Origin of the sequence: Pseudomonas paraversuta (assembly GCF_904067025.1) — a bacterium.
GTDB lineage: Bacteria > Pseudomonadota > Gammaproteobacteria > Pseudomonadales > Pseudomonadaceae > Aquipseudomonas > Aquipseudomonas paraversuta.
On record NZ_CAJFDA010000001.1, the window covers coordinates 1,128,977 to 1,154,022 of the forward strand.

The window sequence follows — 25,046 nt, forward strand, 5'->3', positions numbered from 1 at the left end:
CTGGATTCAGCGGCTGATGCGCGCCTGAAGGAATGCAAGGACATCGGCAACGGGCAGGGCTTGCGCTTCTGCTTCGGTACGGCTCTTGTATTCCAGGTTGCCTTCGGCCAGGCCACGGTCACTGACGACGATCCGGTGCGGAATACCGATCAGTTCCATGTCGGCGAACTTGATGCCAGGGCTGGTTTTCTTGTCGCGGTCGTCCAGCAGAACTTCAAAACCGGCGGCCGTGAGTTGGGCGTAAAGGTTGTCAGTCGCTTCGCGAACGGCTTCGGTTTCATAGCGCAGTGGTACCAGTGCCACCTGGAAAGGTGCCAGGGCATCGCTCCAGATAATGCCGCGCTCGTCGTTGTTCTGCTCGATGGCAGCAGCGACCACACGGGAAACCCCAATGCCGTAGCAGCCCATTGCCAATGTCACGGGCTTGCCGTTCTCGCCCAGTACCTGGCACTTCATCGCTTCGCTGTACTTGGTGCCCAGCTGGAAGATGTGACCGACTTCGATACCGCGTTTGATTTCCAGCGTGCCTTTGCCGTCCGGGCTCGGGTCGCCAGCCACCACGTTGCGCAGGTCGGCAACGGTAGGTACAGGCAGATCGCGCTCCCAGTTCACGCCGAAGTAGTGCTTGTCATCGATGTTGGCACCGACGCCGAAGTCGCTCATCAGCTCGACCGAACGATCAATGATGCATGGCAGTGGCAGGTTCAACGGGCCCAGGGAGCCTGCGCCTGCGCCAATGGCGTCACGCAATTCTGCGTCCGAAGCCATGGTCAGCGGGCTGGCCACCAGCGGATGGTTACCGGCCTTGATTTCGTTCAGCTCGTGATCGCCGCGAATGACCAGTGCGATCAGTTTGCCTTCTTCGGCAGCGTGAACGATCAGGGTCTTGACGGTTTTCTCGATCGCCAGGTTGTAGCCTTCAACCAGTTGAGCAATGGTCTTGGCGTCAGGCGTGTCGACCAGGCGCAGTTCTTCGGTGGCTGCCGCGCGCGAGGTTTCAGTCGGGATGGCTTCGGCTTTTTCGATGTTGGCCGCGTAGTCCGAAGCATTGCTGAACACGATGTCATCTTCGCCAGACTCGGCCAGCACGTGGAATTCGTGGGAGCCGGCACCGCCGATGGAGCCGTTGTCAGCTTCTACCGGGCGGAAGTTCAGGCCCAGACGGGTGAATACATTGCAGTAGGCCTGGTGCATGCGGTCATAGGTGACCTGCAGCGAAGCGTTGTCGGCATGGAACGAGTAGGCGTCCTTCATGATGAATTCGCGGCCGCGCATCAAACCGAAGCGCGGACGGATTTCGTCACGGAATTTGGTCTGGATCTGGTACAGGTTGATCGGCAACTGTTTATAGCTGTTCAGCTCGTTGCGGCACAGATCGGTGATGACTTCTTCGTGGGTCGGGCCCACGCAGAATTCGCGGCCGTGGCGATCCTTGAGGCGCAGCAACTCGGGACCGTACTCTTCCCAGCGGCCTGATTCCTGCCACAACTCAGCCGGTTGAATGCTCGGCATCAGCACTTCGAGAGCGCCGGCTGCGTTCATTTCTTCGCGAACAATGGCTTCGGCCTTGCGCATGATCCGCAGGCCCATGGGCAGCCAGGTGTACAGGCCGGAAGCAAGTTTGCGAATCATGCCGGCGCGCAGCATCAGCTGATGGCTGATAACGACCGCGTCGGAAGGCGTTTCTTTCTGTGTGGCGAGCAAATATTGACTGGTGCGCATGGTTAGTCGTTGCCGTGCTGATGACTAGAAATGACTGGGCATTGTACGGCCGAGATGGGTTGGCGTACAGGGCGGACGGGGGAGCTGGAATCCCCCGGGCTGTTATGGGACTTTTTCGAGATTTACCGGGGGGTTGAGGCGTGCCCGGCGGCTTTCCTGATACCAGTGCAGACTGATCAGCAGCAGGGTGGGGACCCCCATGACGGCAGTGATGATGAAGAAGTTGTGATAACCGAACTTTTCCACCAGGACCCCTGAATAACCGCCCATCAGGCGCGGTAGCAGCAGCATGATTGAGCTGAGCAGGGCGTATTGGGTAGCGGAAAACTTGAGGTTGGTCAGGCTCGACAGGTACGCCACGAACGCCGAAGTCGCCAGGCCGGAGCTGAAGTTGTCCAGTGAAATGGTGACAACCAGCATCTGCAGGTTGGGGCCCATGTCGGCCAGCAGCATAAACAGCAGGTTGGTGCCTGCCGAAGCCGCACCGCCAATCAGCAGGATCGGCAAGATGCCGAACCGCACGATCAGCAAGCCGCCCATGCCGGCGCCAACCAGGGTCATGATCAGGCCGAAAATCTTGCTCACGCCTGCGATCTGATCCTTGGTGAACCCTTGGTCGATGTAGAAAACGTTGGCCATGACCCCCATGACGGTGTCCGACATGCGATAGGTGGCGATCAGCCCAAGCAGCAGAAAGGCTTGCCAGCGATACCGCAGGATGAAGTCGTTGACCGGTGTCAGCACCGGCGCGAGTCCGCGACGGCCTATGGACGACAGGCAGAGCACAGTGAGCAGGGTGTAGAGGATGGCGCGCAGAAAAGCCCGGTCTTCGAGTACCAGGTTGACCGGGCTCACGCCTTCAAACAATACCCCGGCAAAGTCGGTGTTATAGAGCTGGGTGAACATCGCCGGAACCGAGACCAGGAGCACGATCAGGACAAAAACCGACGCCAGCTGGTGACCAAAGCTATAACGTCCTGCCTGCAGCTGGGTGCGTAGTGGTACCGGTGGTTCGCGCATGAAAAAGGTGGTCAGCAGCGCCGGAACCATCAGCAGTCCGAAGAGCACATAGGTGCCGGTCCAGGCGGAGTGCTTATAGTTGAAGCCCGTTGAACCGAAACCTTCGGCAAAAAACAGGGCGCCAGCAGTGGCCAGCAAGGCCGCCACCCGGTAACCGGACATGTAGCTGGCTGCCAGCGCGGCCTGACGGCTGTCGTCGGCAATTTCCAGGCGGTAGGCGTCCACGGCAATGTCTTGGGTGGCAGACGCGAACGACACGACAACAGCAATGGCAATCAGCCAGGAAAGATGTTTTTGCGGGTCGCAAAAGCCCATGCCGATCAGGCCGAGGATCACCAGGGTCTGGGACAACACCAGCCATGAGCGGCGTCGGCCAAGTTTTCCGAGGAGCGGCAGGCGCCATTGATCGAGCAGCGGCGACCACACCCATTTAAAGGCGTATGCCAGACCGATCAGGCTTGCATAGCCAATAGTTTCCCGAGCCACACCGGCTTCGCGCAACCAGACAGAAAGCGTTGAAAACACCAGCATGTACGGTAAACCGGCGGCAAAACCGAGCAGCAACAGTACAAGGGTTGAGGGGCTGGAATAGGCAGCTAGCGCTTCGCGCCAGGTTTTACGGGGCATGGACTCGAGTCTGCCTCTGATTGCGGAATCAAAGGGCGCACTCTAACCGTAGTGCTCTATCGGGCGCCAGCCATGGCGTTGTAAATCCACCCGACTATTCACAATCATCAGGCCTTCGCTGCGCAAACGCGCCCGCTGCTCATCACCTGAGGGGCTACCTGCTGGCAAACTGATGCGCCCCCCGGCGGCCAGTACCCGGTGCCAGGGCAGGCGGGAACCTTCGGGCAGCTGGCTGAGTGTGCGCCCCACCCAGCGTGCCGCCCGGCCCAGGCCCGCCAGTTCGGCGAGCTGGCCATAGGTCACCACATAACCCGGGGGAACCTGCATGAGTGTCGAATACAACGCCGTACGGCGGATTTCGGCGGGGGATGGCTGGTGGCTGGTGGCTGTACTCATAGGTGAACCGGATTAAGTGACAGGACCTTAAAAAATAAAGCAGATGCTTTGTTCATCGATCCCGGGAAATGAACTACAGGGGATACATCCGGTCTTTCTTTGCCTGGGGTGTGTCCATCAGGATAATGCCGGCACTTTTTCGCAAATCTGAGTTTCGCATCTGCTTATGTTGTCCAGAACCCTGTTATGCCTTGCTGTCTTGAATGTGTCTACGCCTTTGCTTGCCGATACAGTGTGGTTGAAAAATGGTGACCGCCTGAGCGGCAAGATCAAAGTGTTTGATGGTGGCAAGTTGCTCATTCAGACCGAATACGCAGGGACTATTCCCGTTGACTGGAAGCAAGTCAAAACCCTGGAAAGCGATCAGGAATTGCTGGTCAAGCAGGATGCTTATGTTGGCGAGAAGGCCAAGTCGCTAACGGCGGCAGGGGACGGCAAGGTCACCCTGGCCAACGGAGAAGCACCGAAAACGGTAGAACTGTCCAGCATCGAGCAGATCATCAAGCCCAAGCCAGTGATTGAAGATCTGGTCTGGAAGGGTAACGTCGATGTCGCGCTGGACTACAAGCGTGCCGAGAAAAAGACCGACGACTACGACATCGACTTCAAGACCACTGCCCGCCATGGGGCCTGGCGTCACCATGCCGAAGGTGAGTACAACCGCGAGTTCCAGAACGACGTGGTGACCACCGATAACTGGAGCGCCGAATATGCCCTTGACCATTTCATTGACGAAAAATGGTACTGGCAAGGCCGGCTGACCTACAAAAGAGACAAAGTGGAAGACATTTCCCGCCAGCGCACTGTGGGTACTGGCCCGGGCTACCAGTTCTGGGATGACGAGCTGGGGTCTTTCTCCCTGGGTTCACTGTTGAACCGCACTGACTATGAATACTCCGACGGCCAAAAGGACAACTTCTACTCATTGGCCATGAAGTGGGACTACAACCGCTTTCTGTTGGGCAAAACGGTTTCGCTCTTCACCAACGGAGAGTTGGGCAAGCCTCTGGAAGGCGCTTCGGATTACAGCCTGGATGCCGAAATCGGCCTGCGTTACAAAGTCACCGAGTGGGCTTCGTTAAACCTCAAGGCTGAAAAAGATCTGATCGGCAGCGGTGGGGGCAATGACAATACGCTCAACAAAACCCGCTACAGCGCGGGTTTTGGCGTGACCTGGTGATTGTTTGAGCGCTGGGCCAGGCAGTGGGCGCCGGCTTGCCGGCGATACGGATAACCCGCTTGCTCTAATGCCTGAGCGAGCAAGCGGGCCTCCTGCAGCAGGCGGAGCAGGTTAGATGCGCAGACCGCCATCGAGCTCCAGAATCCGCCCGCTGTAGTAGTCGTTCTCAAAGATGTAGGCCGCCGAATGGGCGATTTCTTCGACTTTGCCCATGCGCTTGAGGGGAATGCCGGCAGTCATTTTTTCCAGGGCTTCGGGTTTCATGCCCAGGGTCATTTCGGTTTCGATGAAGCCGGGGGCAATTCCGGCAACGCGAATGCCGTACCGCGCCAGTTCCTTGGCCCAGGTGACTGTCGCAGCCGCTACCCCGGCCTTGGCCGCAGAGTAGTTGGTTTGCCCGACGTTACCTGCGCGCGAGATCGACGAGATATTGATGATCGCGCCCTGCTGGTTCAGCTCGATCATTTTTGCCGCCACCTCACGGGTGCACAGGAAAACCCCGGTCAGGTTGACGTCGATTACCGCCTGCCATTGCGCCAGACTCATCTTGGTCATGACGCCGTCCTTGACCTTCAGCAACAGGCCGTCGCGCAAGATCCCGGCGTTATTGATCAGGCCATTGATCGCACCAAAGTCTTCTGCAATCTGGGTAACGGTCCGGGTAACCTGCTCTTCGTCCGCGACATTGCACAGATAGGCTCGGGCCTCGATGCCCTGAGCCTGGCAAGCTGCCACGGCCAGTTCGAGTTTTTCCGGGTTCAGGTCAACCAGCGCCAGTCTGGCGCCCTTGGCCGCCAGATACTCGGCCATGGCACGACCAAGTCCTTGGCAACCGCCAGTGATAATGATTACTTTGTCTTTCAGTTGCATAACAGCCCTCGGCAGCAAATCAGAGTGAGTCCTCGCAGGCCTTTGAAATGCGCCCTGAACTCGTCCGTTTTCGGCGGATTTTTTATTAAGGAGTCACAAGTTGAGCGTTGAAGCTGCCAAGCATGCCCGAGAATTACTGCTCAAGGAATACCGTGGCGCCTTGTCCACCCTCTCCAAAGCCATGCCGGGATTTCCCTTCGGGTCAGTGGTGCCTTACTGCCTGGACGAACAGGGCCGGCCGCTGATCCTGATCAGCCGGATTGCCCAGCACACCCACAACTTGCGCAAGGATCCCAAGTGCTCGCTGATGGTGGGCGAGCGGGGCGCTGAAGACGTTCAGGCGGTCGGTCGACTGACCTGTCTGGCCGAAGCCGAGCAATTGACCGGGGCCGAGGCCATTGAAGCCGCCGCCGAGCGTTACTACCGCTACTTCCCCGAGTCGCGCAGCTATGACACCGCTCACGCTTTCGACTTTTGGGTGTTGAACCCGGTACGCCACCGTTATATCGGCGGTTTTGGCGCCATTCACTGGCTCGACCAGGTGACTTTGCCCAACCCCTTTGCCGGAGCCGCCGAGCAACGGATGATTGAGCATATGAACAGTGACCATGCCAGTGCCATTGCGCATTACGTCGAACTGGCAGGGCTGCCCCGCACCGAACCAGCGCAGATGGTCGGTATCGACAGCGAAGGTATGCACTTGCGTATTGGTGACGGCCTTTACTGGCTGGGCTTTGCTGAAACCTGCAATACTTCGACACAAGTACGCGAAGCCTTGGTTTTTCTGGCCCGCGCGCAGGAGTGGCCGAAAAAACAGACGGCATAGCCTTGAATTCAGGAAGGCGCGCCGTCATCTAAGCTGGGTTGGAAGATATTCTTCCGGAGAGGAATCATTCGATGCGCGCTTTTCTATTGCTCTTTCTGTTGTTTCCAGTGCTAGAGCTGTATGTCTTTTTCAAGGTCAGCACCGCTATAGGGTTTTTCCCGGCGTTGTTGCTGATCATTGCCGGCTCCATGCTGGGTGTTCTGGTGGTACGCGTTGCAGGTTTGGCCACAGCCCTGAGGGCCCGTGAAAGCCTGAGTCGTGGCGAGTTGCCGGCCCAGCAAATGCTGGAAGGCCTGATGCTGGCTCTGGGTGGCGGCCTGATGGTGCTCCCGGGCTTCATCAGTGACATCGCGGGTCTGTTGCTGCTGTTCCCGCCGGTGCGTCGTTTTCTGGTTAACCGTCTGCGCAAGCGTGCAGAGGAACAAGCCATCCGTCAGCGTGCATTTGCCGATGAATTTGCAGCGCCGAGCCGACCCGGTACACACCAGCCCCTGGGCCGTGAGCCGAACGTGATTGAAGGCGAGTTCGAACATCGCGACAAGTAAGGTTTTGACGTTTTCCACACGGCACCCTGGGTGCCGTGTTTGTTTTCAGGGATTACACAGGGCTAAAAATTTCATTGGCGTGCCCTTGTAATCAGTTGATACGCCCTTATGTAACGGACACCGCAGGGTTTTGCTGGCAACAGCAGGCACCTTTGAGCGAATCGCACCCGGCATTTCCGGACTTGCAAACCCCGCCGGTTTTAACATCGGCCGATGAACACCACAATTAGGAGAGATCGACAATGAAGCTTCGTCCTCTGCATGACCGCGTCGTAATCCGTCGCAGCGAAGAAGAAAAGAAAACCGCTGGCGGTATCGTTCTGCCGGGTTCAGCTGCCGAAAAAGCCAACAGCGGTGAAATCATTGCCGTGGGTACTGGTCGCGTTCTGGACAACGGTGAAGTACGTGCGCTGGCTGTGAAAGTGGGTGACAAGGTTGTGTTCGGCCCTTACTCCGGCAGCAACACTGTAAAAGTCGACGGCGAAGACCTGCTGGTTATGGCTGAGAACGAGATTCTCGCTGTAATCGAAGGCTGATCTCCCGCTCCTTTTCCCGTTACTACAAAGTATTTAAGGAAGAACGAACATGGCTGCTAAAGAAGTTAAATTTGGTGATTCCGCCCGCAAAAAAATGCTCGCCGGTGTAAACGTCCTGGCTGACGCAGTAAAAGCGACCCTGGGTCCTAAAGGCCGTAACGTGATCATCGAGAAGAGCTTCGGCGCTCCGACCATCACCAAGGACGGCGTTTCTGTTGCCAAAGAAATCGAACTCAAAGACCGTTTCGAAAACATGGGCGCGCAGCTGGTTAAAGACGTTGCTTCCCGTGCTAACGATGACGCAGGCGACGGTACTACCACTGCAACCGTTCTGGCTCAGTCGATCGTCAACGAAGGCCTGAAAGCCGTTGCTGCCGGCATGAACCCGATGGACCTGAAACGCGGCATCGACAAGGCGACCATCGCCATTGTCAAAGAGCTGAAAACCCTGGCCAAGCCATGCGCTGACAGCAAGGCAATCGCTCAGGTAGGTACCATCTCTGCCAACTCCGACAGCTCCATCGGCGACATCATTGCCGAAGCCATGGAAAAAGTCGGTAAAGAAGGCGTGATCACTGTTGAAGAAGGCTCGGGCCTGGAAAACGAACTGTCTGTAGTTGAAGGCATGCAGTTTGACCGTGGCTACCTGTCCCCGTACTTCGTCAACAAACCAGAAACCATGACTGCCGAGCTCGACGGTCCGCTGATCCTTCTGGTCGACAAAAAAATCTCCAACATCCGTGAACTGCTGCCAGTTCTGGAAGCTGTTGCCAAAGCCGGCCGTCCGCTGCTGATCGTTTCCGAAGACGTTGAAGGCGAAGCCCTGGCGACTCTGGTTGTGAACAACATGCGCGGTATCGTTAAAGTCGTTGCTGTTAAAGCACCTGGCTTTGGTGATCGTCGCAAGGCAATGCTGCAGGACATCGCTGTTCTGACTGGCGGTACCGTTATCTCCGAAGAGATCGGTCTGAGCCTGGAAAGCGCTACCCTGGAACACCTGGGTAATGCCAAGCGCGTAACCGTAACCAAAGAAAACACCACCGTTATCGACGGTGCTGGCGTTGAAGCAGACATCCAGGCTCGCGTGACTCAGATCCGTGCCCAGGTAGCTGACACTTCGTCCGACTACGACCGTGAAAAACTGCAAGAGCGTCTGGCCAAGCTGTCCGGCGGCGTTGCAGTGATCAAGGTTGGCGCTGGTTCCGAAGTAGAAATGAAAGAGAAGAAAGCCCGCGTTGAAGACGCCCTGCACGCTACCCGTGCAGCCGTTGAAGAAGGCGTGGTACCTGGCGGTGGCGTGGCACTGGTTCGCGCTCTGCAAGCAATCGCTGACCTGAAAGGCGACAACGCTGATCAGAACGTAGGTATCGCTCTGCTGCGTCGTGCTGTTGAAGCACCTCTGCGCCAGATCGTTGCCAACTCCGGCGACGAGCCAAGCGTAGTTGTCGACAAAGTGAAGCAGGGTTCGGGTAACTACGGTTACAACGCAGCCACTGGCGAATACGGCGACATGATCGAAATGGGTATCCTTGACCCGGCCAAAGTGACTCGTTCGGCTCTGCAGGCAGCTTCTTCGATTGCCAGCCTGATGATCACCACCGAGGCGATGATCGCTGAGATCCAGGACGACAAGGCAGCTGGCGGCGGTATGCCAGACATGGGCGGCATGGGTGGTATGGGCGGCATGATGTAAGCCGGCTTTACCCCGAAACGCAAAAGCCCCGCCTGAGTAATCAGGCGGGGCTTTTTTGTGTCTGAAGAAACAGTTGAACCTTGCAGGAGCGAGCCTTAAAAGCTCGCTCCTGCAGGGAAATGGTTACTTCTGCGAGATCTGCAGCGGTGCTGCGAACACCGGTTTCCAGCTCAGCAACTGCTGCTTGTAGCCGTAGCTGGCGACCTGGTAGTAGGTGATCGCACGCTCAATCAACGGATCGGTGGCCGGTACCCGGGATTCAATACTGGCAGTCAGTGCTTCGTCGTGACGGCGCAGGCCCTGGCGCGGGCTGAGAATCGCCAGGTCCTTGCCGTCGAACAAGCCCAGATGCTGGTAATTACCCACTACCACGCGGGGTGGCAGAGGGTTTTCCTGCAGCAGGTTGCGGCCAAAGAAGGTCGACTGATAGTCCATGTTCAGCAAGCCGAGCAAGGTCGGAGCCAGGTCGATCTGGCTGGCCAGTTGTGCGCTCTCGCGGGCTTCTATGAATTTTGGCCCATAGATGAACAGCGGGATCTGGTAGTTGGTAATGGGCAAGTCTTCCTTGCCGGCGCTGCCTGCCGTGTGGTCAGCCACGAAAATGAAGATCGTGTTGTCGAACCACGGCTTTTGGCGGGCATCCTTGAGGAACTGGCCGATGGCGTAGTCGGTGTATTTCACCGCACCGTCGCGACCGTTACCCGACTTGATGTCGATACGGCCTTCTGGATAGGTATAAGGACGATGGTTGGAGGTGGTCATCAACTGCAGTAAAAACGGCTTTTGCCGGGCGTAATCGGCATCGGCCAGCTTCAGGGTTTCGCGGTACAGGTCTTCGTCAGCCATGCCCCACGCATTTTTGAAGTGGATATCGGCTTCATTGACGCTGCTTTGGTCAACCACGCGGTAACCGTTGCCGCTGAAAAATGCGTTCATGTTGTCGAAATACCCGCGGCCGCCATAGACGAACACGCTGTCATAGCCCACGGCATTGAGTTGCTGGCCAAGGCTGGCAAAGCCGCTTTCACGACCGATACGCTTGACGATGGAGCGGCCCGGGGTAGGAGGAATGGCCAGGGTAATGGCTTCCAGGCCCCGATCGGTACGGGTACCGGTGGCATAGAAGTTATTGAAGTACAGGCTCTCTTTGCGCAACTGATCCAGGTTCGGGGTCAGGTTGCGGCCGTCACCATTGCTGCCCAGGTACTTGGCGCTCAGGCTTTCGATGGTCACCAGCACAATGTTTGGCTGGCGCGCAGTCCCCGGGTTGTCGATGTTGCGCCGGATATCCAGCGGGTCCTTGCCGACAAATGTGGCATTGGGTTCCGTGAGCTCGGTGCGCAGCTGTCTGGCGACCACGTCGGCAGGCAGGCTGGCGTAGAACTGCTGGTAGTCCAGTTCGTTGTTACGGAATGCGGCGAAGAACTGGTACGGGCCGTTGCTCGCCAGTTCGTGCTGATAGGCGTTGCCGCCCTGGCCGCGCGGGCCGTCCTGATCAAGCAACTGCAGGCTCAAGCCTGCCACCAGCAGCAAACCGGCGAAGGTTGCCAGGCGAGCGCGAAAGGTGGGCAGCGGGGCATTCATGGCGGCATTGAACGGTTTGCGCAAGGCAACACTCAGAACAATGGCCGCGACGCCGATGGCACTGAGCAGCAGGCCGATTGGATACGACTCCAGCACGTTATTCAGCACTTCATCGGAGTAAACCAGGTAATCCACGGCGATAAAGTTAAAGCGCACACCGAACTCGTCCCAGAACAGGAATTCGGCCACTGCGGTGAACAGCATGGCGAACAGGCTCACGGTCAGCAGGCCTTGCAGGAACCAGCGATGACCACGACGGCGCCACAGGGCGGGCGGGCACAGCAGCAAATACAGACCCAGGGGCAAGGCGGCGTAGGTCAAAAATCCCAGATCGTAGAGCAGGCCAATGCCAAACACCGGCAACCAGCTATTACCAGCCTCGCCCAAATGGGTGAACAGCAAGACGCCTCGGGTGATTAAAAAGGTCGCCAGCCAACAGCCTGTCAACAGAAGCAGATAGCGCATTGGCGCGGTGGACAGCAGACGCATTAGTGTTTTTCCTTAAACCCGTGGGGGGCGTGAGTGTGCGGGCGCCACTGTATTGGCTTTGTGAACCGTGAGTAAAAAAAATGTCAGATTTGGGCGTTCTTCAACTAAATAGAGTGATGGTCTTGCAGCGCTGGCTCTCGGTCGTGCTAAGACTTAAGCTGCGCGGGCCAAGACGGTCGTAACTGCGTACGGAGAAAGTGCCCATGAGAATTCTACTGGTTGAAGACAACCGCGATATCCTTGCCAATCTGGCGGACTACCTGGGGCTTAAGGGCTATACCGTTGACTGCGCGCAGGACGGTTTGTCAGGTCTGCATCTGGCGGCCACCGAGCATTACGACCTTATCGTGCTCGACATCATGTTGCCCGGGATCGACGGTTACACCTTGTGCAAGCGCTTGCGTGAAGATGCGCGACGCGATACTCCGGTGATCATGCTCACCGCCCGCGACCAGCTCGACGACCGCCTGCAGGGCTTCAAGTCCGGCGCCGATGACTACCTGCTCAAACCCTTTGCCTTGTCGGAACTGGCGGCACGCATTGAAGCAGTATTGCGCCGGGCTCAGGGTGGCGGGCGACGCGAGCTGCAAGTGGGCGATCTGAAATACGACCTCGATACCCTTGAAGTAACCCGCGAAGGGCGCCTGCTCAAGCTCAACCCGGTGGGGCTCAAGTTGCTGGCCGTATTAATGCAGAAAAGCCCCCACGTGTTGCGCCGTGAAGTGCTGGAGGAGGCCTTGTGGGGCGATGACTGCCCTGACAGCGACAGCCTGCGCAGCCATGTGCACCAGTTGCGTCAGGTGATCGACAAGCCGTTCGACAAGCCGTTATTGCAAACCGTACATGGTGTCGGCTACCGCCTCGCCGAGAGTCGTGATGGAGTTTAAGCAAAGCCTTGCCCAGCGGATCATCATTGCCTTCGCACTCATGAGTGCGCTGGTGGCAGGTACATTCGCCCTGGGCATTGTTGCCACCGTTCACCTGGTCGAAGAAAAACTCATTTCAGCGGGCCTGGGCGGCGACCTGCAACGCCTGTTGTTGATGGACAACATTGCCGACTGGAACCATCGACCGGAGCCTGACCAGCTGTTTTATTACAGTGGCGGGCGCGGCGATTTCGCTTTGCCCAAAGACCTGCGCCATCTTGATCCGGGTTTTCATGAAGTGTTCCGCGACCAGCTGTCGTACCACGCCATGGTCGAAGTGGTTGACGGTCGGCGCTATGTATTGCTGCAGGACCAAAGTGATTTCGAAGAACGTGAGCGCGTGTTGTTTGCCGTGGTCGTGGTCGGTTTTGTACTGGCATTGGCCCTGGCGGTCTTTTTAGGCTGGATTCTGGCCCGCAGGGTCATGGCCCCCGTGGTGCGTCTGGCGCGCCAAGTGCGTCATCGTGATCAGTTGCTGGGCCTGGCTCCGCCTTTGGCGCCGGATTACGCGGCCGATGAAGTGGGCGAGTTGGCGGTGGCGTTCGACGCTACCCTGGGGCGCCTGCGCGACACCCTGACCCGTGAGCGGCTGTTCACCAGCGATGTCAGCCATGAGTTGCGTACCCCGCTGATGGTACTGGCCAGTTCGTGCGAGCTTTTGCTGGAAAATCCGGCGCTGGACCCGCGCAGCCGCTCGCAAGTCGAGCGAATCTCGCGCGCCTGTGAAGAAATGCGCGAGCTGGTACAGACCTTCCTGATGCTGGCCAGGGCACAGCACGAAGATGCCAGCATGTCGCCGAAAGTGACCCTCACTACCGTGGCCGAAGGCCTGATCAGCTTGTGGCGCGGCCCCATTGAAGCCAAGGGCCTGACCCTGATCTACGATCCGGGGCAGCCACTGGATACTCGTTATAACGCGACCTTCCTGCACGCCGTCATGGGCAACTTGCTACGAAATGCCCTGCATTACACCGACACCGGTTTCATCCGGTTGAGCCTCGAGCCCACCGGATTTGTGGTGGAAGACAGCGGTGTGGGGATTCCCGAAGAAAAACGCCAGGCCATGTTCCAGCCTTTTGTAAGGGGCAGCGAAAAACGCGGGGAAGGGCTGGGATTGGGGCTGTCGCTGGTGCAACGGATCTGTGACAGCCAGGGCTGGCGGGTAACGCTGACTACCATGGAGCCCAACGGGTGCCGCTTTCACGTTGAATTGAACCCGGTTGATGTCTGATATGTCCTGCCATGGCCAGCGTCCTGCTGGCCATTCCCCTTTCAGGGTTTAGTTTTTGAAGTGGCCCAGAGCCATTATTGGTGGTCTGTAAAACCCTGTAACGTCTGATCGGGCCAAGGCACGAAATTTTCACCCGGTGATGACCTGATGCATACGTTCTCCTGATTAAGGTAGCGCTTACACGCTTCAGGAGAGCCGTCATGAGCTCCACAATCAAACTCAAGTTTTCTGAAAAATACGATCAAAAGCACGCCGCCGAGTACCTGGAAAAACATCAGGACGGGCTCGCCCGACGCCTTTCGCACAAGCGTGATGAGCAGTTGGCGCGCAAGGCCCTGGCATTGGCCGGCGAGCCGGGCCTGGTACTGGATCTTCCTTGTGGCGCAGGGCGTTTCTGGCCGTTGCTGGCCGAAAAGACTAACCGCGAAATCATTGGTGCGGATTACTCTGCATCCATGCTGGAAGTGGCATCGAAGGCACAGCCTGCGCAAGTGGTCAAACGGGTACGGCGTTTGCAGACATCTGCATTTGATATCGATCTGCCAGATAACGCGGTCGACAGTATTTTCAGCATGCGCCTGCTGCACCACATTGGTGATGCAAGTCACCGGATGGCTCTGTTACGGGAGTTTCACCGTGTCAGCCGGGACAGTGTGATCATTTCGCTGTGGGTCGATGGCAATTTCAAAGCCTGGAAACGCAACCGCCTGCAACGTCAGCGTGAAGCCGATGGCGGGTCGGACGGGTATCAGAATCGTTTTGTGTTACCGGCGGTGACTGTTGAAGCCGAGTTTAAAAAAGCCGGGTTCGTTGTTCAGAATCATTTGGATTTTATCCCGCTGTATGCGATGTGGCGGGTTTACATATTACGCAAGAGGTAACCCATGGCCGTTGAATTTGTATCTCCACCCCAAGCTGCAACTGAAGACCGCTTCGAGTACTACTGGCAGCAGCAAGGCGAGTGGGTCGAGGAGCCGAATCAGCGTCGCGGCGGTGAGAGTGGTGTGCAGCGAATTCGCGATGCCGGTGGACGATTGCTTTATGCCAAACGCCAGGTCGGTCATACCTACCGTAGCTGGCGTTACCCGCTGGGCCGGCCGACGGTATTGCGTGAGCGTGATGCACTGCTGGCCATGCAGGGTTTGGCGGTGGGGGTACCCGAGTTGGTGTACTGCGGGGCAAAACAGGGTGCAGACCGTCAATGGCGCGCACTGCTGGTGACCGCAGCCCTTGACGGCTTTATCGAAATTGACAACTGGTACGCCGCCGGTGGGCGTGAACGCCATGGTGAAGCGATCCATGAGCGGGTGCTGGAAGCCATTGCCCATACCCTGGCGCGCATGCATCTGGGACGTTGGCAGCATGGTTGCCTGTACCCCAAGCACGTCTTCGTACGGGTCACCGCAGACGGTGAAAGTGCCGTGGTCGACATCGCCCTGCTGGACCTTGAAAAAAGCCGGCAACGCCTGACTCCGCACAAAGCTGCCTCCCACGATCTCAAGCAACTGCGTCGCCACTCGTCGTGGAATGCCGCCGACTGGAACAAATTGATCTACTTTTACGAGAAGGTGTTTGGCAGCGCCATCAAAGGTTTACGGTGATGAAGAGAGAAATAGCACGAGGTTTGTTTCTACTGGTCGCTCTGGCCATTGCTTCTGTGGCGCTGGCCGCCTGGGAGCAGCCCAAGCCCCAGGTATTCAGCGGTGCAGTCAGCGGGGCCAGTTGCCCGCTACCGCGAGTTGCGAAAGTGGCGAGCGTAGCGACGCCAGATCACGACCTGTTGCTGTTCATGTTTGGCATGGCCCAGGGCATGAAATCCCAGGGCTGAAGCCGCAGGCTGTGCCAGGGGCCCCGGGACCTTGAGTCATGGGGCTCTGGATTTACATCACATGCAAATGGTTGTCCCACAGCCCCGATGGCAAATCCAGCGGTTTGGCTGTCAGCTCGCTCTGGCGGCAGTCATAGAAACGGCAACGACCCTGACCGGATGTAACCACAAAGCCATCCTCTACCGCAGCCACCCCGGCGCAATCGGGTAACGGCGCATCGAGGCGCAAGTCACCGCTGTCCAGATCCCAGACAAAGAACCGGTTGCCCCGCGGAGCGGTCAATGCAACCAGCCGCAACCCGCTGTGTACCGCCACACTGGCCGTGTAATGACCCATGGCACGCAGTTGCTGCTCTGCCACCGGGAAGGGTTCGAAGGGCTGACCAGGACGCTTGATCGCCAGCAATTCGGACAATGTGTGGGCCTCGCCCATGAATTGCTGACACGCAACGATGGTGCCGTCAGTTGCAATTGCAAGATGGCGCACGCTGTTCATCTGCTGGCTCAAGGTCTCTTTGCTCAGCAACGTCCCGTCGCGCTGCATCAGGACCAGGCTGGGCTCCATCGCATTCAGATTCATCTCGATCCGGCTTTCGGCCTCGGTACGAATCCCGCCGTTGGCCACCACCAGCGTCTCGCCGTCGGGCATCCACGACACCTGATGCGGGCCAACGCCGTGGGTCGGGATTTCGCCACTGTGAACCAGGCGCCCGTCTGCAAAGCGATAAACCCCCAGCAAGCCACGTCCCGGGTCGGTGGTGTCATTTTCAGTGGTGTAGAGCCATTCGCCGTCTTTATGGATCACCGCATGGCCGTAGAAATGTCGATCGGGCAGCGATGTCAGGGTTTGTAGCAACTGCCCGTCTGCAAGGTTGATCAGGTAGCTCTCGGTGCCGGGGCGCCGCGCGACAAACAGCGCAATGGGCAGCGAAGGGTGATTGATGATGTCATGGCAGCGCTGGCCGACCCGGGTGCTGAACACCTGGGTGCCGTCCAGCCGATAGCCGACGGCAAAGTGATTGCCGTCCACATCGTCACGGGCACTCAACAGCAGCGGGCTCTGGCCTTTTTGTTTAAACAGTGACCAGCCGCCCAACGTGACGGCGCTCAGTAGTAAACCACCGAGCTTGAGAGCTTGCCTGCGCATCATCGACCCCTCTTTCATCAGTCGCCGTCGTTGGCGTTAAAGCCCAGCTGAATGCCCAGGGCCTTGGCCAGTTCGCCTTCGTGCAGGCGGTGAACCACGTTCAGGCTGTCGTAGATGGCGTCCAGCTGGGCGCGACCTGCGTCGTCAGCCAGCAATTCATTGAGCGAACGCTGGTTGTCATTGAACAGCTTGAGCGAAGCGGCATAGGCAGCGTCGATCTTGTCAGCCAACGGCTTTTGCTCAGCAGGCAACAAGCCACGCAAGCCTTGGTTGTCGACCCCGACCCAGACGGTCTGGGCGGCAGCGAGGCTGGCAGCCAGGCTTTGCAGCGATGACTGGCTGCGCCATGCGTCGGCCTGGAATGGCTGGGCGATGCCCTTGCTCTGGCGGCCCATCGGGGTGCCGAGCTTTTTCTTCAGGGTATCGAGTGCCGTGACCTGTACCCGCAACAGATCAGCAATGGCCTCGTGGGAGTCGGCATAGCGCTGGTTAGGGAACTTGGTCATTTGCGCGAGCATGCCGTCGGTGCTGTTCCAGCTGGCCAGAATCTCTTCGGCCAGTTGTTTCTGGCGTTCGCCAATGGCACTCAACAACGGGCAGTAACGGGCTTTTTGTGCAGCATCAGCCAGGTCGATATTGCTGTCGAACAGAATGTATTCGTAGGCTGACAGGCCTTGCACCACAACGCTGGACTTGGCCAGGGCATCGGCATCGATCTGGGGCTGGGCTACCACCAGTTGCTCAACCTGACGTCCGACCAGGTTTTTCTTGTCCGGCCAGAACTGGACCTGCCACGAGCGATTGCCTTCGGCCAGCGGACCGATCAGCAAGGGTTGCAGCTCGGCCCAGGCTTTTTGCGCGTGCAAGAAGTCAGCCCTGGCGGTTTCCAGTGTTTCTTTGCCCTGGCAGAAGGCCAGGGCACTGACGGCCAGTTGGCGGTCGGCATCGACCCAGCGGCTGTAGGTCGGCAAAATCACCTGTTTGGCAATCGCCGCCGAGGTGACGGCTTGCGGGTCTTGTGGCGAGCATGCGGCCAGAGCGATCGCGGCAAGGCTGGTGAACAAAAGCTTGGGTCGAAACATGTCGGGGTCCCCGATCTTGTAAGGCGTTAAAGAGAGTTCAGGAACGCCAGCAACGCTGCGCGCTGCCCGGCATCGAATTGCAGCACCTGCTGTCTGGCCGGTTCGGCCTCACCACCGTGCCAGAGCACGGCTTCGAGCAGGTTGCGTGCACGTCCATCGTGCAAAAACCGGGTGTGTCCACTGACTGTTCGGGTCAGACCTATACCCCACAGTGGCGCGGTGCGCCAGTCGCGCCCGGAGGCGGCGAACTCTGTGCGGTTGTCGGCCAGACCGTCGCCCATATCGTGGAGCAACAGGTCGCTGTAAGGGTGAATCACCTGGTTGGCCAGTTCGGGTTCAGCGGCGTTGGCCGAGGTGGTGAACGTCGGCGTATGGCACGACGCACAGCCTGCCTGGTAAAACAGGTTCTTGCCGGCCAGCACCTGGGGCGAGCCGACATCCCGTCGTGCAGGCACGGCGAGGTTGCGGGTATAGAACTCGACGAGCCGCAGAATGTTGTCACTGACCTCTGGCTCGCCATCCGGGCCATTGCCGTTGGGGGCTTGAAGACAGTCAGTTTGGGCCGGGGTGCAGTCATCAACGGGTCTCAGCGACGTGGTGAGCCCCATATCACCAGAAAAGGCGTGAACGTTTTGTTGATTGAGGTTCGGTTGACCGGCTTTCCAGCCAAAGCGCCCCAGAACAGTCTTTTGTTGCGCATCATCCCAGACCCGGTTCGGACGTCCGGCAACCCCGTCACCTGTGTTGGCATTGGCCAGAATCGCCTCTTCGGGGATGGCCTCAAGCAAACCCAGGCCAATCATCGGCGGTGCAACGCGTGCCGAGAAACGGGTGTCCGGGTGCATCGGGCCATAACCGAGCTGGGTGATTTGCAGTGTCGGTTTTTGCAGCTCGACTGCCGTGCCGTCCTTGAAATGTACCAGCACCGGCTGGTATTCGACCCGCACCTTGCCTTCGGGGGCAACGCCGGGCACGGCCATGTCCTGCAACTGAGCGCCATAAACTGGTTCCGGCACTACCCCGGTCTGCTCGATCAACCTGGCATAGGCGGGTTGATCGGGAATCGACAGGCGTACCAGCATGGACACCGAGTTGACGGCGTCCGGCGCAGGAGGGTGGCCGCGACCGTCCTTGATATGGCAGTTCTGACAGGCATTGGTATTGAACAGCGGGCCCAGGCCGTCACGGGCGGTGGTGGTGGAGGGGGCTATGACCCAGGGGCTGCGAAAGAAACTGTTGCCGACACTGAAATCCAGACGCCGGCTTGGCGAAAGGTTGGCGGAGGGCATGGAGAACGCATTTCGATCGGCTTTACCCACTGTCGTATCCCCGCCGGAGCGGGCTTCACCGGGCTCGGGTTGGGTAAAACGCGGGGCATCATCACAGCCGCCAAGGCCCAGGGCCAATAGCAGCAGAGACAGGCGAAGAGGCAGCGAAGGCATCAAGCGTCCAGATCAGCGAGCAAAATCGAGGGTGCAAAGTTTATCAGGGAAGGTGAATTGAAATAAGAGGGATTAGCATTTGGTTTGATCAGGGGCAGGTTTTCGTTCCTGTGCACGGAGGGAATTGCTCCACCTTGCAAGCTGGTCCGACCCGGCACTGCAGGAGCGAGCTTCCCGGGAATGTCGCGTTCACTCGCCCATCAACCTGGGCTCGACAAAAAGCTCGCTTGTGCAGAGCCAGGTGGCGTCGAATAAAAAAGGCGGCCCGAAGGCCGCCTCATCATTCACTCAAACCCTGCGGATCAAAACTCGTGGTCGGCAGTGTCCGGGTTCAGATCGTTGATGCCCAGCTTGCCGGCTGCCTGCTCGATGGCCGCGGTCTGTTTGACCAGGGCGGCGATGGCGTCACGCACAACCTGATTGCCCGCCTCATTACCCGCGGCGATCAGTTGGTCGTAGTGCTCGCCCTTGTTGGCAAGATCAACCATGACCTGGATCTTGGCTTCGGTGTCTGCCAGATCGGATTTCAGCGTGGCGTCTGTGGCCGGGTCAACCGCCACAACCAGCGACGACAGGCTCGGGCCGGTCATTTTAGTGCCGTCAGTACGCAGGTACTCACCCAGGTACACGTTACGAATGCCTTTGGCATCGTAGAAGTGCGAGTTGTGGGTGTTGTCGCTGAAGCAGTCTTGCTCGTCTTCCGGAGAGTTGGCTTCCAGCGACACTTTCATGCGTTCGCCTGCCAGTTCACCCAACGACAGGCTGCCCATGCCGAACAGCATTTTGCGCAGGCCGTTCTGCGGGGTATCAGCTTGCAGTGTGGCGCGGTAGTTGTCGGTTACATCCGGTGCCCAGTTGCCGACCATTTCGTCCAGGTCGTTGACCAGCAGTTGGGTAACCGCTTTGAGGTACGCGCGACGACGGTCATTGTGGCCACCGGTGGCGCCTTCGCCTTCAAGGTAGTCGGACGCCGGACGGTTGCCCGCGCCAGGGCCGGTACCGTTGAGGTCCTGGCCCCAGAGCAGGAATTCGATTGCATGGTAGCCGGTCGCCACGTTGGCTTCGGAGCCGCCCAGTTCGTTCAGGCTGGCGAGGGTCTCGGGGGTGATTTCGGTGACGTCGACCTTGTCTTCGCCGACCTGGATCTGGGTGTTGGCAATAATGTTGGCGTTGGCACCCGGGTTGCCCAGTGCACCGGCGTAGCTGGTGTCAACGTAGTCGATCAGGCCTTCGTCCAGTGGCCAGGCATTAACCTGACCTTCCCAGTCATCAATGATGGTGTTGCCGAAACGGAATACTTCGCTTTGCAGGTAAGGTACGCGCGCCTCAACCCAGGCCGCGCGGGCGGCTTTGAGGGTGTCATCGTTGGGCTTGGCGAGGAAGGCGTCGATAGCCGTTTGCAGTTTTTTCGCACCCGACTCGGCGTCGCTGAATACTGCGTGAACCATGTCGGCGTAATGCGCGACAACGGCTTTGGCGGCAGCTTCATCAATTTTCACCGCGCTGACATCGGTCGCTGGCGTTGCGGTGCTGGTGGCTGCTGCCGGCGTAGGGGCCGCCGCAGTTTTTTCCTTGTCCTTGTCGCCACAACCGGCGAGTGAGATAGCAATGGCCAGCAGACTGGCGGTAGCCAGGGGCATACGAATCATGGCGAAAATCCTGCTTCGAGAGGTGGGACAAGCGTGCGGCTGCACGCAAAACTGCGACATGATGCGAAAGATATGCATTTTGTGTAAAGGGTTAGCGTTGTAAATATTTCTTATTTACCTTCAGGCAACCCCGATTCAGGGGCAATCACGAATCACCGGGTTGCAGCTTCAGTAGCCGATTACGCCGGGCCTGCTCCAGGTAAGCGCTCAACGCCCGTGCTCCCAGGGGTTTGCTGTACAGATAGCCCTGGCCTTCGTGACACCCTTCCTTGATCACATAGGCTTCCTGTTCGGCGGTTTCGACGCCTTCGGCTATTACCTGCATGCCCAGGCTTTTACCGAGCTGAATAATGGCCCGCACGATGGTCGCATCGTCGTCATCGTCAATCAGGTCCTGCACAAAACTTTTATCGATCTTGATTTTGTCCAGCGGCAGTCGCTTGAGGTAGCTCAGGGATGAGTAGCCGGTGCCAAAGTCATCAATCGCGATCAAGGCGCCGGAGCGACGCAGGCTCAGCAGGTGCTGGGCGGCAGTGCCGATGTCTTCCATGAGGCTGGTTTCTGTGACCTCCAGCTCCAGGCTGCGGGGCGCCAGGTGGTAGTTGTGAAACAGCTCGTTGACCATCCGTGGCAGTTCGGCGTGATGCAGTTGCACGGTTGAAAGGTTGACTGCCATGCGCAGCTCGCTGAAGCCCTGATCATGCCATTCGCGCAGTTGGCGGCAGGACTGGTGCAGTACCCACTCACCGATGGCAATGATGCTGCCGTTTTTTTCGGCCAGCGGAATAAACAGATCCGCAGGGACCAGGCCGTGCTCGGGGTGCTGCCATCGCAGCAACGCTTCGACCCCGACCACCCGATGGTCGCTGTAACGGATCTGCGGCTGGTAGACCAGGTGCAACTGGTTATTGAGCAGTGCTTCGCGCAAGTCTTTTTCCAGCTGGCGCAGGCGCCGCATCTCGCGGTCGACGCTGGCGATATAAAACTGATAACGGCCGCGCGACCGGCTTTTGGCCAGGGTCATGGTCTGCTCGGCTTTTTGCAGCAGTTGCTCAGATGTGTTGCCATCTTCGGGAAACAAGGTGATGCCAATGGTGGCGCGTAATCGGATGTTGTGCTGGTCCAGACTGAAGGGGGTCTCGAGATCATCAATGATCTTCTGGGCCAGCTCGGCGGCCTCGTAGGGCTGCTCGATATGGGCCTGGACCAGCGCGAACTGGTCGCCGCCCAGGCGTGCCAGAGTGCCCTGGCATGCGCTGTGGGCACGAATCCGGTCAGTCAGAGCTTGTAACAGCCGGTCACCGGTCTGATAGCCAAACTGTTCGTTGATGCCTTTGAAATCGTCCAGCCCCACACACAGCACCGCGACACGACGTTGCGAGCGGCCAGCCTCCACCAGGGTTTTGCCCAGTTGGGCCTGCAGTTGCTGTCGATTTGGTAAACCGGTCAAAAAGTCATACCGGGCCATGCGCAACAAGGAGTTTTCCGCTTCGCGGCGCAAATCGGTATTGCGCTCAATTGAGCTCAGCAGCTGATTGGCGGTGTTGACCCACATCCCCAGTTCATTGTTTTCATGCCCCTTGAGTGGCGGCATCCAGTGCTCGCCGGGGCGATCGGGGTTGATACTGGTCAAGTGGCGGAGGATTTTTGACAAGGGTTTGGTCAGTAGCCAGTGATACACCAGGTACAGCACCAGCCCCAACAGCAGCGCGCGCAGCACGCCGGAGATCAGAATGATCACGGCGTTGGTTAAGAAATCTTTGCCAAAAGGGGCGGTATCGAGGGTTATGTTCAGGTCGCCGTAATACTCGCGGTCCGGTTCACGGCCCGTCAGCGCAATGCTGTCGGTGTGTTGCCGGCCCAAAATAAGGTCGGTCAGCCAACGGCTTGAGGACGTGTGCAAGGGCCGTGACTTTTGCGCAAGGCTGGCTTCATCGGGGTGACCAATGGACGCCTGACGCACGGCATCATCCTGAAACAGGCCTTCGATGACCTGCATCGCCATATCGCGGTCCAGGCTATACAGCGCCTGAGTCGAGGGGTCGCGAAACATGCCGAGGATACGCCCCGCATCATTGTTGACGGTCTGCCGTGTTTCGTAGGCGTAAAACACAATTTGCCCGCAACCAAGCACTGCTCCAACGCCCAGTGCCGACAGCAACACGATCTGCAGCAACTTGAACGACAAGCTGTTTTTGAGTTCCGGCTTCAAAGCGCTATTCCTTGTTTCTGCCACTAATGCTTTTGGCCAGGTGCCTGAGTACCGCTGCAGATATCCACGGCAGCTAATGTGTCGGTCTGCGGCTTCTTTAACTTGAGGGGCTGAATGAAAAATATCGGGTGTCTTGATACGGCTGGCCCGAAACCGGGCAGGGGCGGGGCAGACACTTTCAGGCAGACAAAAAAAACCCGGCATGCCGGGTTTTTTTTACCTGGAGTCAGGCTTAAGCAGTAAAGGTTTTGCCTTCGAACTGCTCAGCAACGAACTTCCAGTTAACGAGGTTCCAGAACGCTTCAACATACTTCGGACGCACGTTGCGGTAGTCGATGTAGTAAGCGTGTTCCCAAACGTCGCAGGTCAGCAGCGGGGTGTCGCCGCTGGTCAGCGGGTTGCCGGCGCCAATGGTGCTGGCCAGGGCCAGGGAACCGTCAGCTTTCTTCACCAGCCAGCCCCAGCCGGAGCCGAAGGTGCCGATGGAAGTCTTGCTGAACTCTTCCTTGAACTTGTCGAACGAACCGAAGGCTGCGTTGATGGCATCAGCCAGCGCGCCAGTAGGTGCGCCGCCGCCGTTTGGCGTCATGCAGTTCCAGTAAAAAGTGTGGTTCCAGACCTGAGCGGCGTTGTTGAAGATACCGCCCGAAGAGGTTTTAACGATCTCTTCCAGGGTTTTGCCTTCGAACTCGGTGCCTGGCACCAGGTTGTTCAGGTTCACGACGTAGGTGTTGTGGTGCTTGTCGTGGTGAAACTCCAGGGTTTCTTTGGAGATGTGCGGCTGCAGGGCATCGTGTGCGTAGGGCAGCGGCGGCAATTCGAAAGCCATGATGATTCTCCTAATCAGGTCAGTTGCGATGAGCGCAAGGCCGATCACGGGCGGCCAAACACGCGCCGATGAGTTTTTACTCTTCGCGGCGCAGGGGCTGGATCATAGCACCGGGGGTGCGGCAAAACCACGCAACAACTGTGTGGAATAGAGGTTCCAAAGATTTTGCAAACGCTCTGGCCCGCATCAGCCGGCACTTATTAATTGATACGCCACGCTGAACATCATCACCGCCACCAGCAGGTCCAGCCAGCGCCAGGTTGCCGGGCGTGCCAGCCACGGGGCCAACCAGGCGGCACCCAGGGCCAGGGCGGAAAACCACAGCAGCGAGGCACTGGCGGCACCTGCGACATAAGCGCCGGGTTCAGTTTGCTGGGCGCCCAGGGAGCCGATCAGCAACACGGTGTCCAGATAAACATGGGGGTTGAGCAGGGTTACCGCCAGGGCACTGAGCATCACCGCGCGTAATGAACGCACCTTATGGTTTTCACCTTGCCCAAGGCTTTGTTTCGAACAGGCCCGGCGCAGGGCCAGGGTGCCGTACCACAGCAGGAAGGCTGCGCCGCCCCAGCGGGCGATGGCCAGCAACAAAGGGTTTTGCGCCAGCACTGTGGCCAGGCCAAACACACCGGCAGCCACCAGCAGGGCGTCACATACCACGCACAGGGCCGCCACCGGCAGGTGATGTTCCCGGCGCAGGCTTTGCGCCAGCACAAAGGCATTCTGGGTACCAATGGCCATGATCAAACCCAGGGCCACCAGCAAGCCGTTCACATAACTTTGCCACATGGTTCTTACTCCGCGCTGGCTGCCAATTGACTCAGTACTGTCATGGCGCGATCTGCATCGCTGCGGCCGACAAACAGATGGTCGTGGTAATAACCGGCAATCACGTTGCAACTGATTCCGGCCTGGCCCAGGGCAGTGGCGAAGGCTGCTGTCAGGCCGACTGCCTGCAGCGCCGAGTGCACATTGAGGGTGATCCAGGCGGCGATGTAGTCATAGGCAAGCCCGGCCTGTTCGGCCTGTTGGCGCTCGACAATCAGTGTCAGGCCTTCTTGTTCACGAAAGCTGCCGATCACCTCGCAACTGTCCGGGATGCGGTGGTCGGGCAGGGTGCAAAATACGTAGTCACCCTGGTTGAGGTGCGGGCTCATGCTGCGCAACAGAGTTGCCAGGGCGGTTTCGCCGGCCATGGAGTAAGTCCTTGAA

The 25,046-nt window shown here is 58.4% G+C and carries 23 protein-coding genes; 10 read left to right on the forward strand and 13 right to left on the reverse strand.

The window, feature by feature from the left end:
- Positions 1-6: 6 nt before the first annotated feature.
- The 3 genes from JQ848_RS05365 to JQ848_RS05375 form a co-directional block, all read right to left on the reverse strand.
- Positions 7-1,722 carry a proline--tRNA ligase gene (locus JQ848_RS05365; RefSeq protein WP_003442995.1) on the reverse strand — a complete coding sequence of 572 codons (1,716 nt, stop codon included), beginning with the start codon at positions 1,720-1,722 and terminating at the stop codon, positions 7-9.
- 102 nt (positions 1,723-1,824) lie between these two features.
- Positions 1,825-3,369, reverse strand: a complete 1,545-nt coding sequence (locus JQ848_RS05370) for an AmpG family muropeptide MFS transporter (RefSeq protein ID WP_003442994.1) — start codon at positions 3,367-3,369, stop codon at positions 1,825-1,827.
- A 42-nt stretch (positions 3,370-3,411) separates the two neighbouring features.
- Positions 3,412-3,765 (reverse strand): MGMT family protein, encoded by a 354-nt coding sequence (locus tag JQ848_RS05375; RefSeq protein WP_003442993.1) that lies wholly within the window; start codon positions 3,763-3,765, stop codon positions 3,412-3,414.
- Positions 3,766-3,931: 166 nt separating this feature from the next.
- Between JQ848_RS05375 and JQ848_RS05380 the strand changes: the two genes are divergently transcribed.
- Positions 3,932-4,945 (forward strand): DUF481 domain-containing protein, encoded by a 1,014-nt coding sequence (locus JQ848_RS05380; protein ID WP_003442992.1) that lies wholly within the window; start codon positions 3,932-3,934, stop codon positions 4,943-4,945.
- A 111-nt stretch (positions 4,946-5,056) separates the two neighbouring features.
- Here JQ848_RS05380 and JQ848_RS05385 read toward each other — a convergent pair whose 3' ends face one another.
- The gene (locus JQ848_RS05385; RefSeq protein ID WP_202210332.1) at positions 5,057-5,815 is read right to left on the reverse strand and encodes an SDR family oxidoreductase; all 759 of its coding nucleotides are present in this window, start codon (positions 5,813-5,815) and stop codon (positions 5,057-5,059) included.
- 100 nt (positions 5,816-5,915) lie between these two features.
- Here JQ848_RS05385 and JQ848_RS05390 point away from each other — a divergent pair, with 100 nt between their 5' ends.
- From JQ848_RS05390 to groL, 4 genes are all read left to right on the forward strand, one after another.
- Positions 5,916-6,641, forward strand: a complete 726-nt coding sequence (locus JQ848_RS05390) for a HugZ family pyridoxamine 5'-phosphate oxidase (protein ID WP_003442987.1) — start codon at positions 5,916-5,918, stop codon at positions 6,639-6,641.
- Positions 6,642-6,712: 71 nt separating this feature from the next.
- On the forward strand, positions 6,713-7,186 hold the full coding sequence (locus tag JQ848_RS05395) for an FxsA family protein (RefSeq protein ID WP_160626889.1): 474 nt from the start codon (positions 6,713-6,715) through the stop codon (positions 7,184-7,186).
- Between the two features lie 242 nt (positions 7,187-7,428).
- Positions 7,429-7,722 carry a co-chaperone GroES gene (locus tag JQ848_RS05400; RefSeq protein ID WP_003442977.1) on the forward strand — a complete coding sequence of 98 codons (294 nt, stop codon included), beginning with the start codon at positions 7,429-7,431 and terminating at the stop codon, positions 7,720-7,722.
- A 49-nt stretch (positions 7,723-7,771) separates the two neighbouring features.
- A complete protein-coding gene (groL, locus tag JQ848_RS05405; protein WP_003442974.1) occupies positions 7,772-9,415 on the forward strand; it encodes a chaperonin GroEL in 1,644 nt (547 codons plus the stop codon).
- Positions 9,416-9,538: 123 nt separating this feature from the next.
- Here the strand turns inward: groL and JQ848_RS05410 are convergent, their stop codons facing one another.
- Positions 9,539-11,488 carry an LTA synthase family protein gene (locus JQ848_RS05410; protein WP_003442971.1) on the reverse strand — a complete coding sequence of 650 codons (1,950 nt, stop codon included), beginning with the start codon at positions 11,486-11,488 and terminating at the stop codon, positions 9,539-9,541.
- Between the two features lie 203 nt (positions 11,489-11,691).
- On the opposite strand from JQ848_RS05410, the gene colR reads away from it, so the two are divergent.
- The 5 genes from colR to JQ848_RS05435 all read left to right on the forward strand — a co-directional run bounded on the left by colR (position 11,692) and on the right by JQ848_RS05435 (position 15,473).
- Positions 11,692-12,375, forward strand: coding sequence for a two-component system response regulator ColR (gene colR / locus JQ848_RS05415; RefSeq protein ID WP_060690978.1), 684 nt, complete (start codon positions 11,692-11,694; stop codon positions 12,373-12,375).
- Positions 12,365-13,645, forward strand: coding sequence for a sensor histidine kinase (locus JQ848_RS05420; protein ID WP_003442958.1), 1,281 nt, complete (start codon positions 12,365-12,367; stop codon positions 13,643-13,645). Before colR ends, JQ848_RS05420 begins: the two co-directional genes overlap by 11 nt.
- Before the next feature lie 200 nt (positions 13,646-13,845).
- On the forward strand, positions 13,846-14,526 hold the full coding sequence (locus JQ848_RS05425) for a class I SAM-dependent methyltransferase (RefSeq protein ID WP_003442955.1): 681 nt from the start codon (positions 13,846-13,848) through the stop codon (positions 14,524-14,526).
- 3 nt (positions 14,527-14,529) lie between these two features.
- A complete protein-coding gene (locus JQ848_RS05430; RefSeq protein ID WP_003442953.1) occupies positions 14,530-15,246 on the forward strand; it encodes a lipopolysaccharide kinase InaA family protein in 717 nt (238 codons plus the stop codon).
- On the forward strand, positions 15,246-15,473 hold the full coding sequence (locus JQ848_RS05435) for a hypothetical protein (RefSeq protein WP_003442952.1): 228 nt from the start codon (positions 15,246-15,248) through the stop codon (positions 15,471-15,473). The genes JQ848_RS05430 and JQ848_RS05435 overlap by 1 nt, the downstream gene beginning before the upstream one ends.
- Positions 15,474-15,525: 52 nt before the next feature.
- Here JQ848_RS05435 and JQ848_RS05440 read toward each other — a convergent pair whose 3' ends face one another.
- The 8 genes from JQ848_RS05440 to JQ848_RS05475 all read right to left on the reverse strand — a co-directional run bounded on the left by JQ848_RS05440 (position 15,526) and on the right by JQ848_RS05475 (position 25,030).
- Positions 15,526-16,623 (reverse strand): DUF1513 domain-containing protein, encoded by a 1,098-nt coding sequence (locus JQ848_RS05440; protein WP_161718197.1) that lies wholly within the window; start codon positions 16,621-16,623, stop codon positions 15,526-15,528.
- A gap of 14 nt (positions 16,624-16,637) precedes the next feature.
- Positions 16,638-17,702 carry an imelysin family protein gene (locus tag JQ848_RS05445; RefSeq protein ID WP_161718195.1) on the reverse strand — a complete coding sequence of 355 codons (1,065 nt, stop codon included), beginning with the start codon at positions 17,700-17,702 and terminating at the stop codon, positions 16,638-16,640.
- A gap of 26 nt (positions 17,703-17,728) precedes the next feature.
- Positions 17,729-19,144 (reverse strand): di-heme oxidoreductase family protein, encoded by a 1,416-nt coding sequence (locus JQ848_RS05450; protein WP_003442938.1) that lies wholly within the window; start codon positions 19,142-19,144, stop codon positions 17,729-17,731.
- A gap of 302 nt (positions 19,145-19,446) precedes the next feature.
- On the reverse strand, positions 19,447-20,793 hold the full coding sequence (locus tag JQ848_RS05455; RefSeq protein ID WP_003442937.1) for an imelysin family protein: 1,347 nt from the start codon (positions 20,791-20,793) through the stop codon (positions 19,447-19,449).
- Between the two features lie 145 nt (positions 20,794-20,938).
- Positions 20,939-23,005 carry a putative bifunctional diguanylate cyclase/phosphodiesterase gene (locus JQ848_RS05460; RefSeq protein ID WP_202210333.1) on the reverse strand — a complete coding sequence of 689 codons (2,067 nt, stop codon included), beginning with the start codon at positions 23,003-23,005 and terminating at the stop codon, positions 20,939-20,941.
- 232 nt (positions 23,006-23,237) lie between these two features.
- Entirely contained in the window at positions 23,238-23,834 is a 597-nt protein-coding gene (locus JQ848_RS05465; RefSeq protein WP_003442934.1) for a superoxide dismutase, read from the reverse strand.
- 186 nt (positions 23,835-24,020) lie between these two features.
- Positions 24,021-24,623 carry a LysE/ArgO family amino acid transporter gene (locus tag JQ848_RS05470; protein WP_003442932.1) on the reverse strand — a complete coding sequence of 201 codons (603 nt, stop codon included), beginning with the start codon at positions 24,621-24,623 and terminating at the stop codon, positions 24,021-24,023.
- A 5-nt stretch (positions 24,624-24,628) separates the two neighbouring features.
- Positions 24,629-25,030, reverse strand: coding sequence for an ACT domain-containing protein (locus JQ848_RS05475; protein WP_003442927.1), 402 nt, complete (start codon positions 25,028-25,030; stop codon positions 24,629-24,631).
- Positions 25,031-25,046: the final 16 nt, after the last annotated feature.

What these genes read in the sequence shown, in the direction of transcription:
- JQ848_RS05450 (WP_003442938.1), bottom strand. Translation starts at nt 19,144, where the DNA reads ATGCCTTCGCTGCCTCTTCGCCTGTCTCTGCTGCTATTGGCCCTGGGC.
- JQ848_RS05475 (WP_003442927.1), bottom strand. Translation starts at nt 25,030, where the DNA reads ATGGCCGGCGAAACCGCCCTGGCAACTCTGTTGCGCAGCATGAGCCCG.
- JQ848_RS05370 (WP_003442994.1), bottom strand. Translation starts at nt 3,369, where the DNA reads ATGCCCCGTAAAACCTGGCGCGAAGCGCTAGCTGCCTATTCCAGCCCC.
- JQ848_RS05385 (WP_202210332.1), bottom strand. Translation starts at nt 5,815, where the DNA reads ATGCAACTGAAAGACAAAGTAATCATTATCACTGGCGGTTGCCAAGGA.
- JQ848_RS05445 (WP_161718195.1), bottom strand. Translation starts at nt 17,702, where the DNA reads ATGTTTCGACCCAAGCTTTTGTTCACCAGCCTTGCCGCGATCGCTCTG.
- JQ848_RS05410 (WP_003442971.1), bottom strand. Translation starts at nt 11,488, where the DNA reads ATGCGTCTGCTGTCCACCGCGCCAATGCGCTATCTGCTTCTGTTGACA.
- JQ848_RS05425 (WP_003442955.1), top strand. Translation starts at nt 13,846, where the DNA reads ATGAGCTCCACAATCAAACTCAAGTTTTCTGAAAAATACGATCAAAAG.
- JQ848_RS05470 (WP_003442932.1), bottom strand. Translation starts at nt 24,623, where the DNA reads ATGTGGCAAAGTTATGTGAACGGCTTGCTGGTGGCCCTGGGTTTGATC.
- JQ848_RS05465 (WP_003442934.1), bottom strand. Translation starts at nt 23,834, where the DNA reads ATGGCTTTCGAATTGCCGCCGCTGCCCTACGCACACGATGCCCTGCAG.
- JQ848_RS05455 (WP_003442937.1), bottom strand. Translation starts at nt 20,793, where the DNA reads ATGATTCGTATGCCCCTGGCTACCGCCAGTCTGCTGGCCATTGCTATC.
- JQ848_RS05440 (WP_161718197.1), bottom strand. Translation starts at nt 16,623, where the DNA reads ATGATGCGCAGGCAAGCTCTCAAGCTCGGTGGTTTACTACTGAGCGCC.
- JQ848_RS05375 (WP_003442993.1), bottom strand. Translation starts at nt 3,765, where the DNA reads ATGAGTACAGCCACCAGCCACCAGCCATCCCCCGCCGAAATCCGCCGT.
- colR (WP_060690978.1), top strand. Translation starts at nt 11,692, where the DNA reads ATGAGAATTCTACTGGTTGAAGACAACCGCGATATCCTTGCCAATCTG.
- JQ848_RS05395 (WP_160626889.1), top strand. Translation starts at nt 6,713, where the DNA reads ATGCGCGCTTTTCTATTGCTCTTTCTGTTGTTTCCAGTGCTAGAGCTG.
- JQ848_RS05430 (WP_003442953.1), top strand. Translation starts at nt 14,530, where the DNA reads ATGGCCGTTGAATTTGTATCTCCACCCCAAGCTGCAACTGAAGACCGC.
- JQ848_RS05400 (WP_003442977.1), top strand. Translation starts at nt 7,429, where the DNA reads ATGAAGCTTCGTCCTCTGCATGACCGCGTCGTAATCCGTCGCAGCGAA.
- JQ848_RS05365 (WP_003442995.1), bottom strand. Translation starts at nt 1,722, where the DNA reads ATGCGCACCAGTCAATATTTGCTCGCCACACAGAAAGAAACGCCTTCC.
- JQ848_RS05435 (WP_003442952.1), top strand. Translation starts at nt 15,246, where the DNA reads ATGAAGAGAGAAATAGCACGAGGTTTGTTTCTACTGGTCGCTCTGGCC.
- groL (WP_003442974.1), top strand. Translation starts at nt 7,772, where the DNA reads ATGGCTGCTAAAGAAGTTAAATTTGGTGATTCCGCCCGCAAAAAAATG.
- JQ848_RS05420 (WP_003442958.1), top strand. Translation starts at nt 12,365, where the DNA reads ATGGAGTTTAAGCAAAGCCTTGCCCAGCGGATCATCATTGCCTTCGCA.
- JQ848_RS05380 (WP_003442992.1), top strand. Translation starts at nt 3,932, where the DNA reads ATGTTGTCCAGAACCCTGTTATGCCTTGCTGTCTTGAATGTGTCTACG.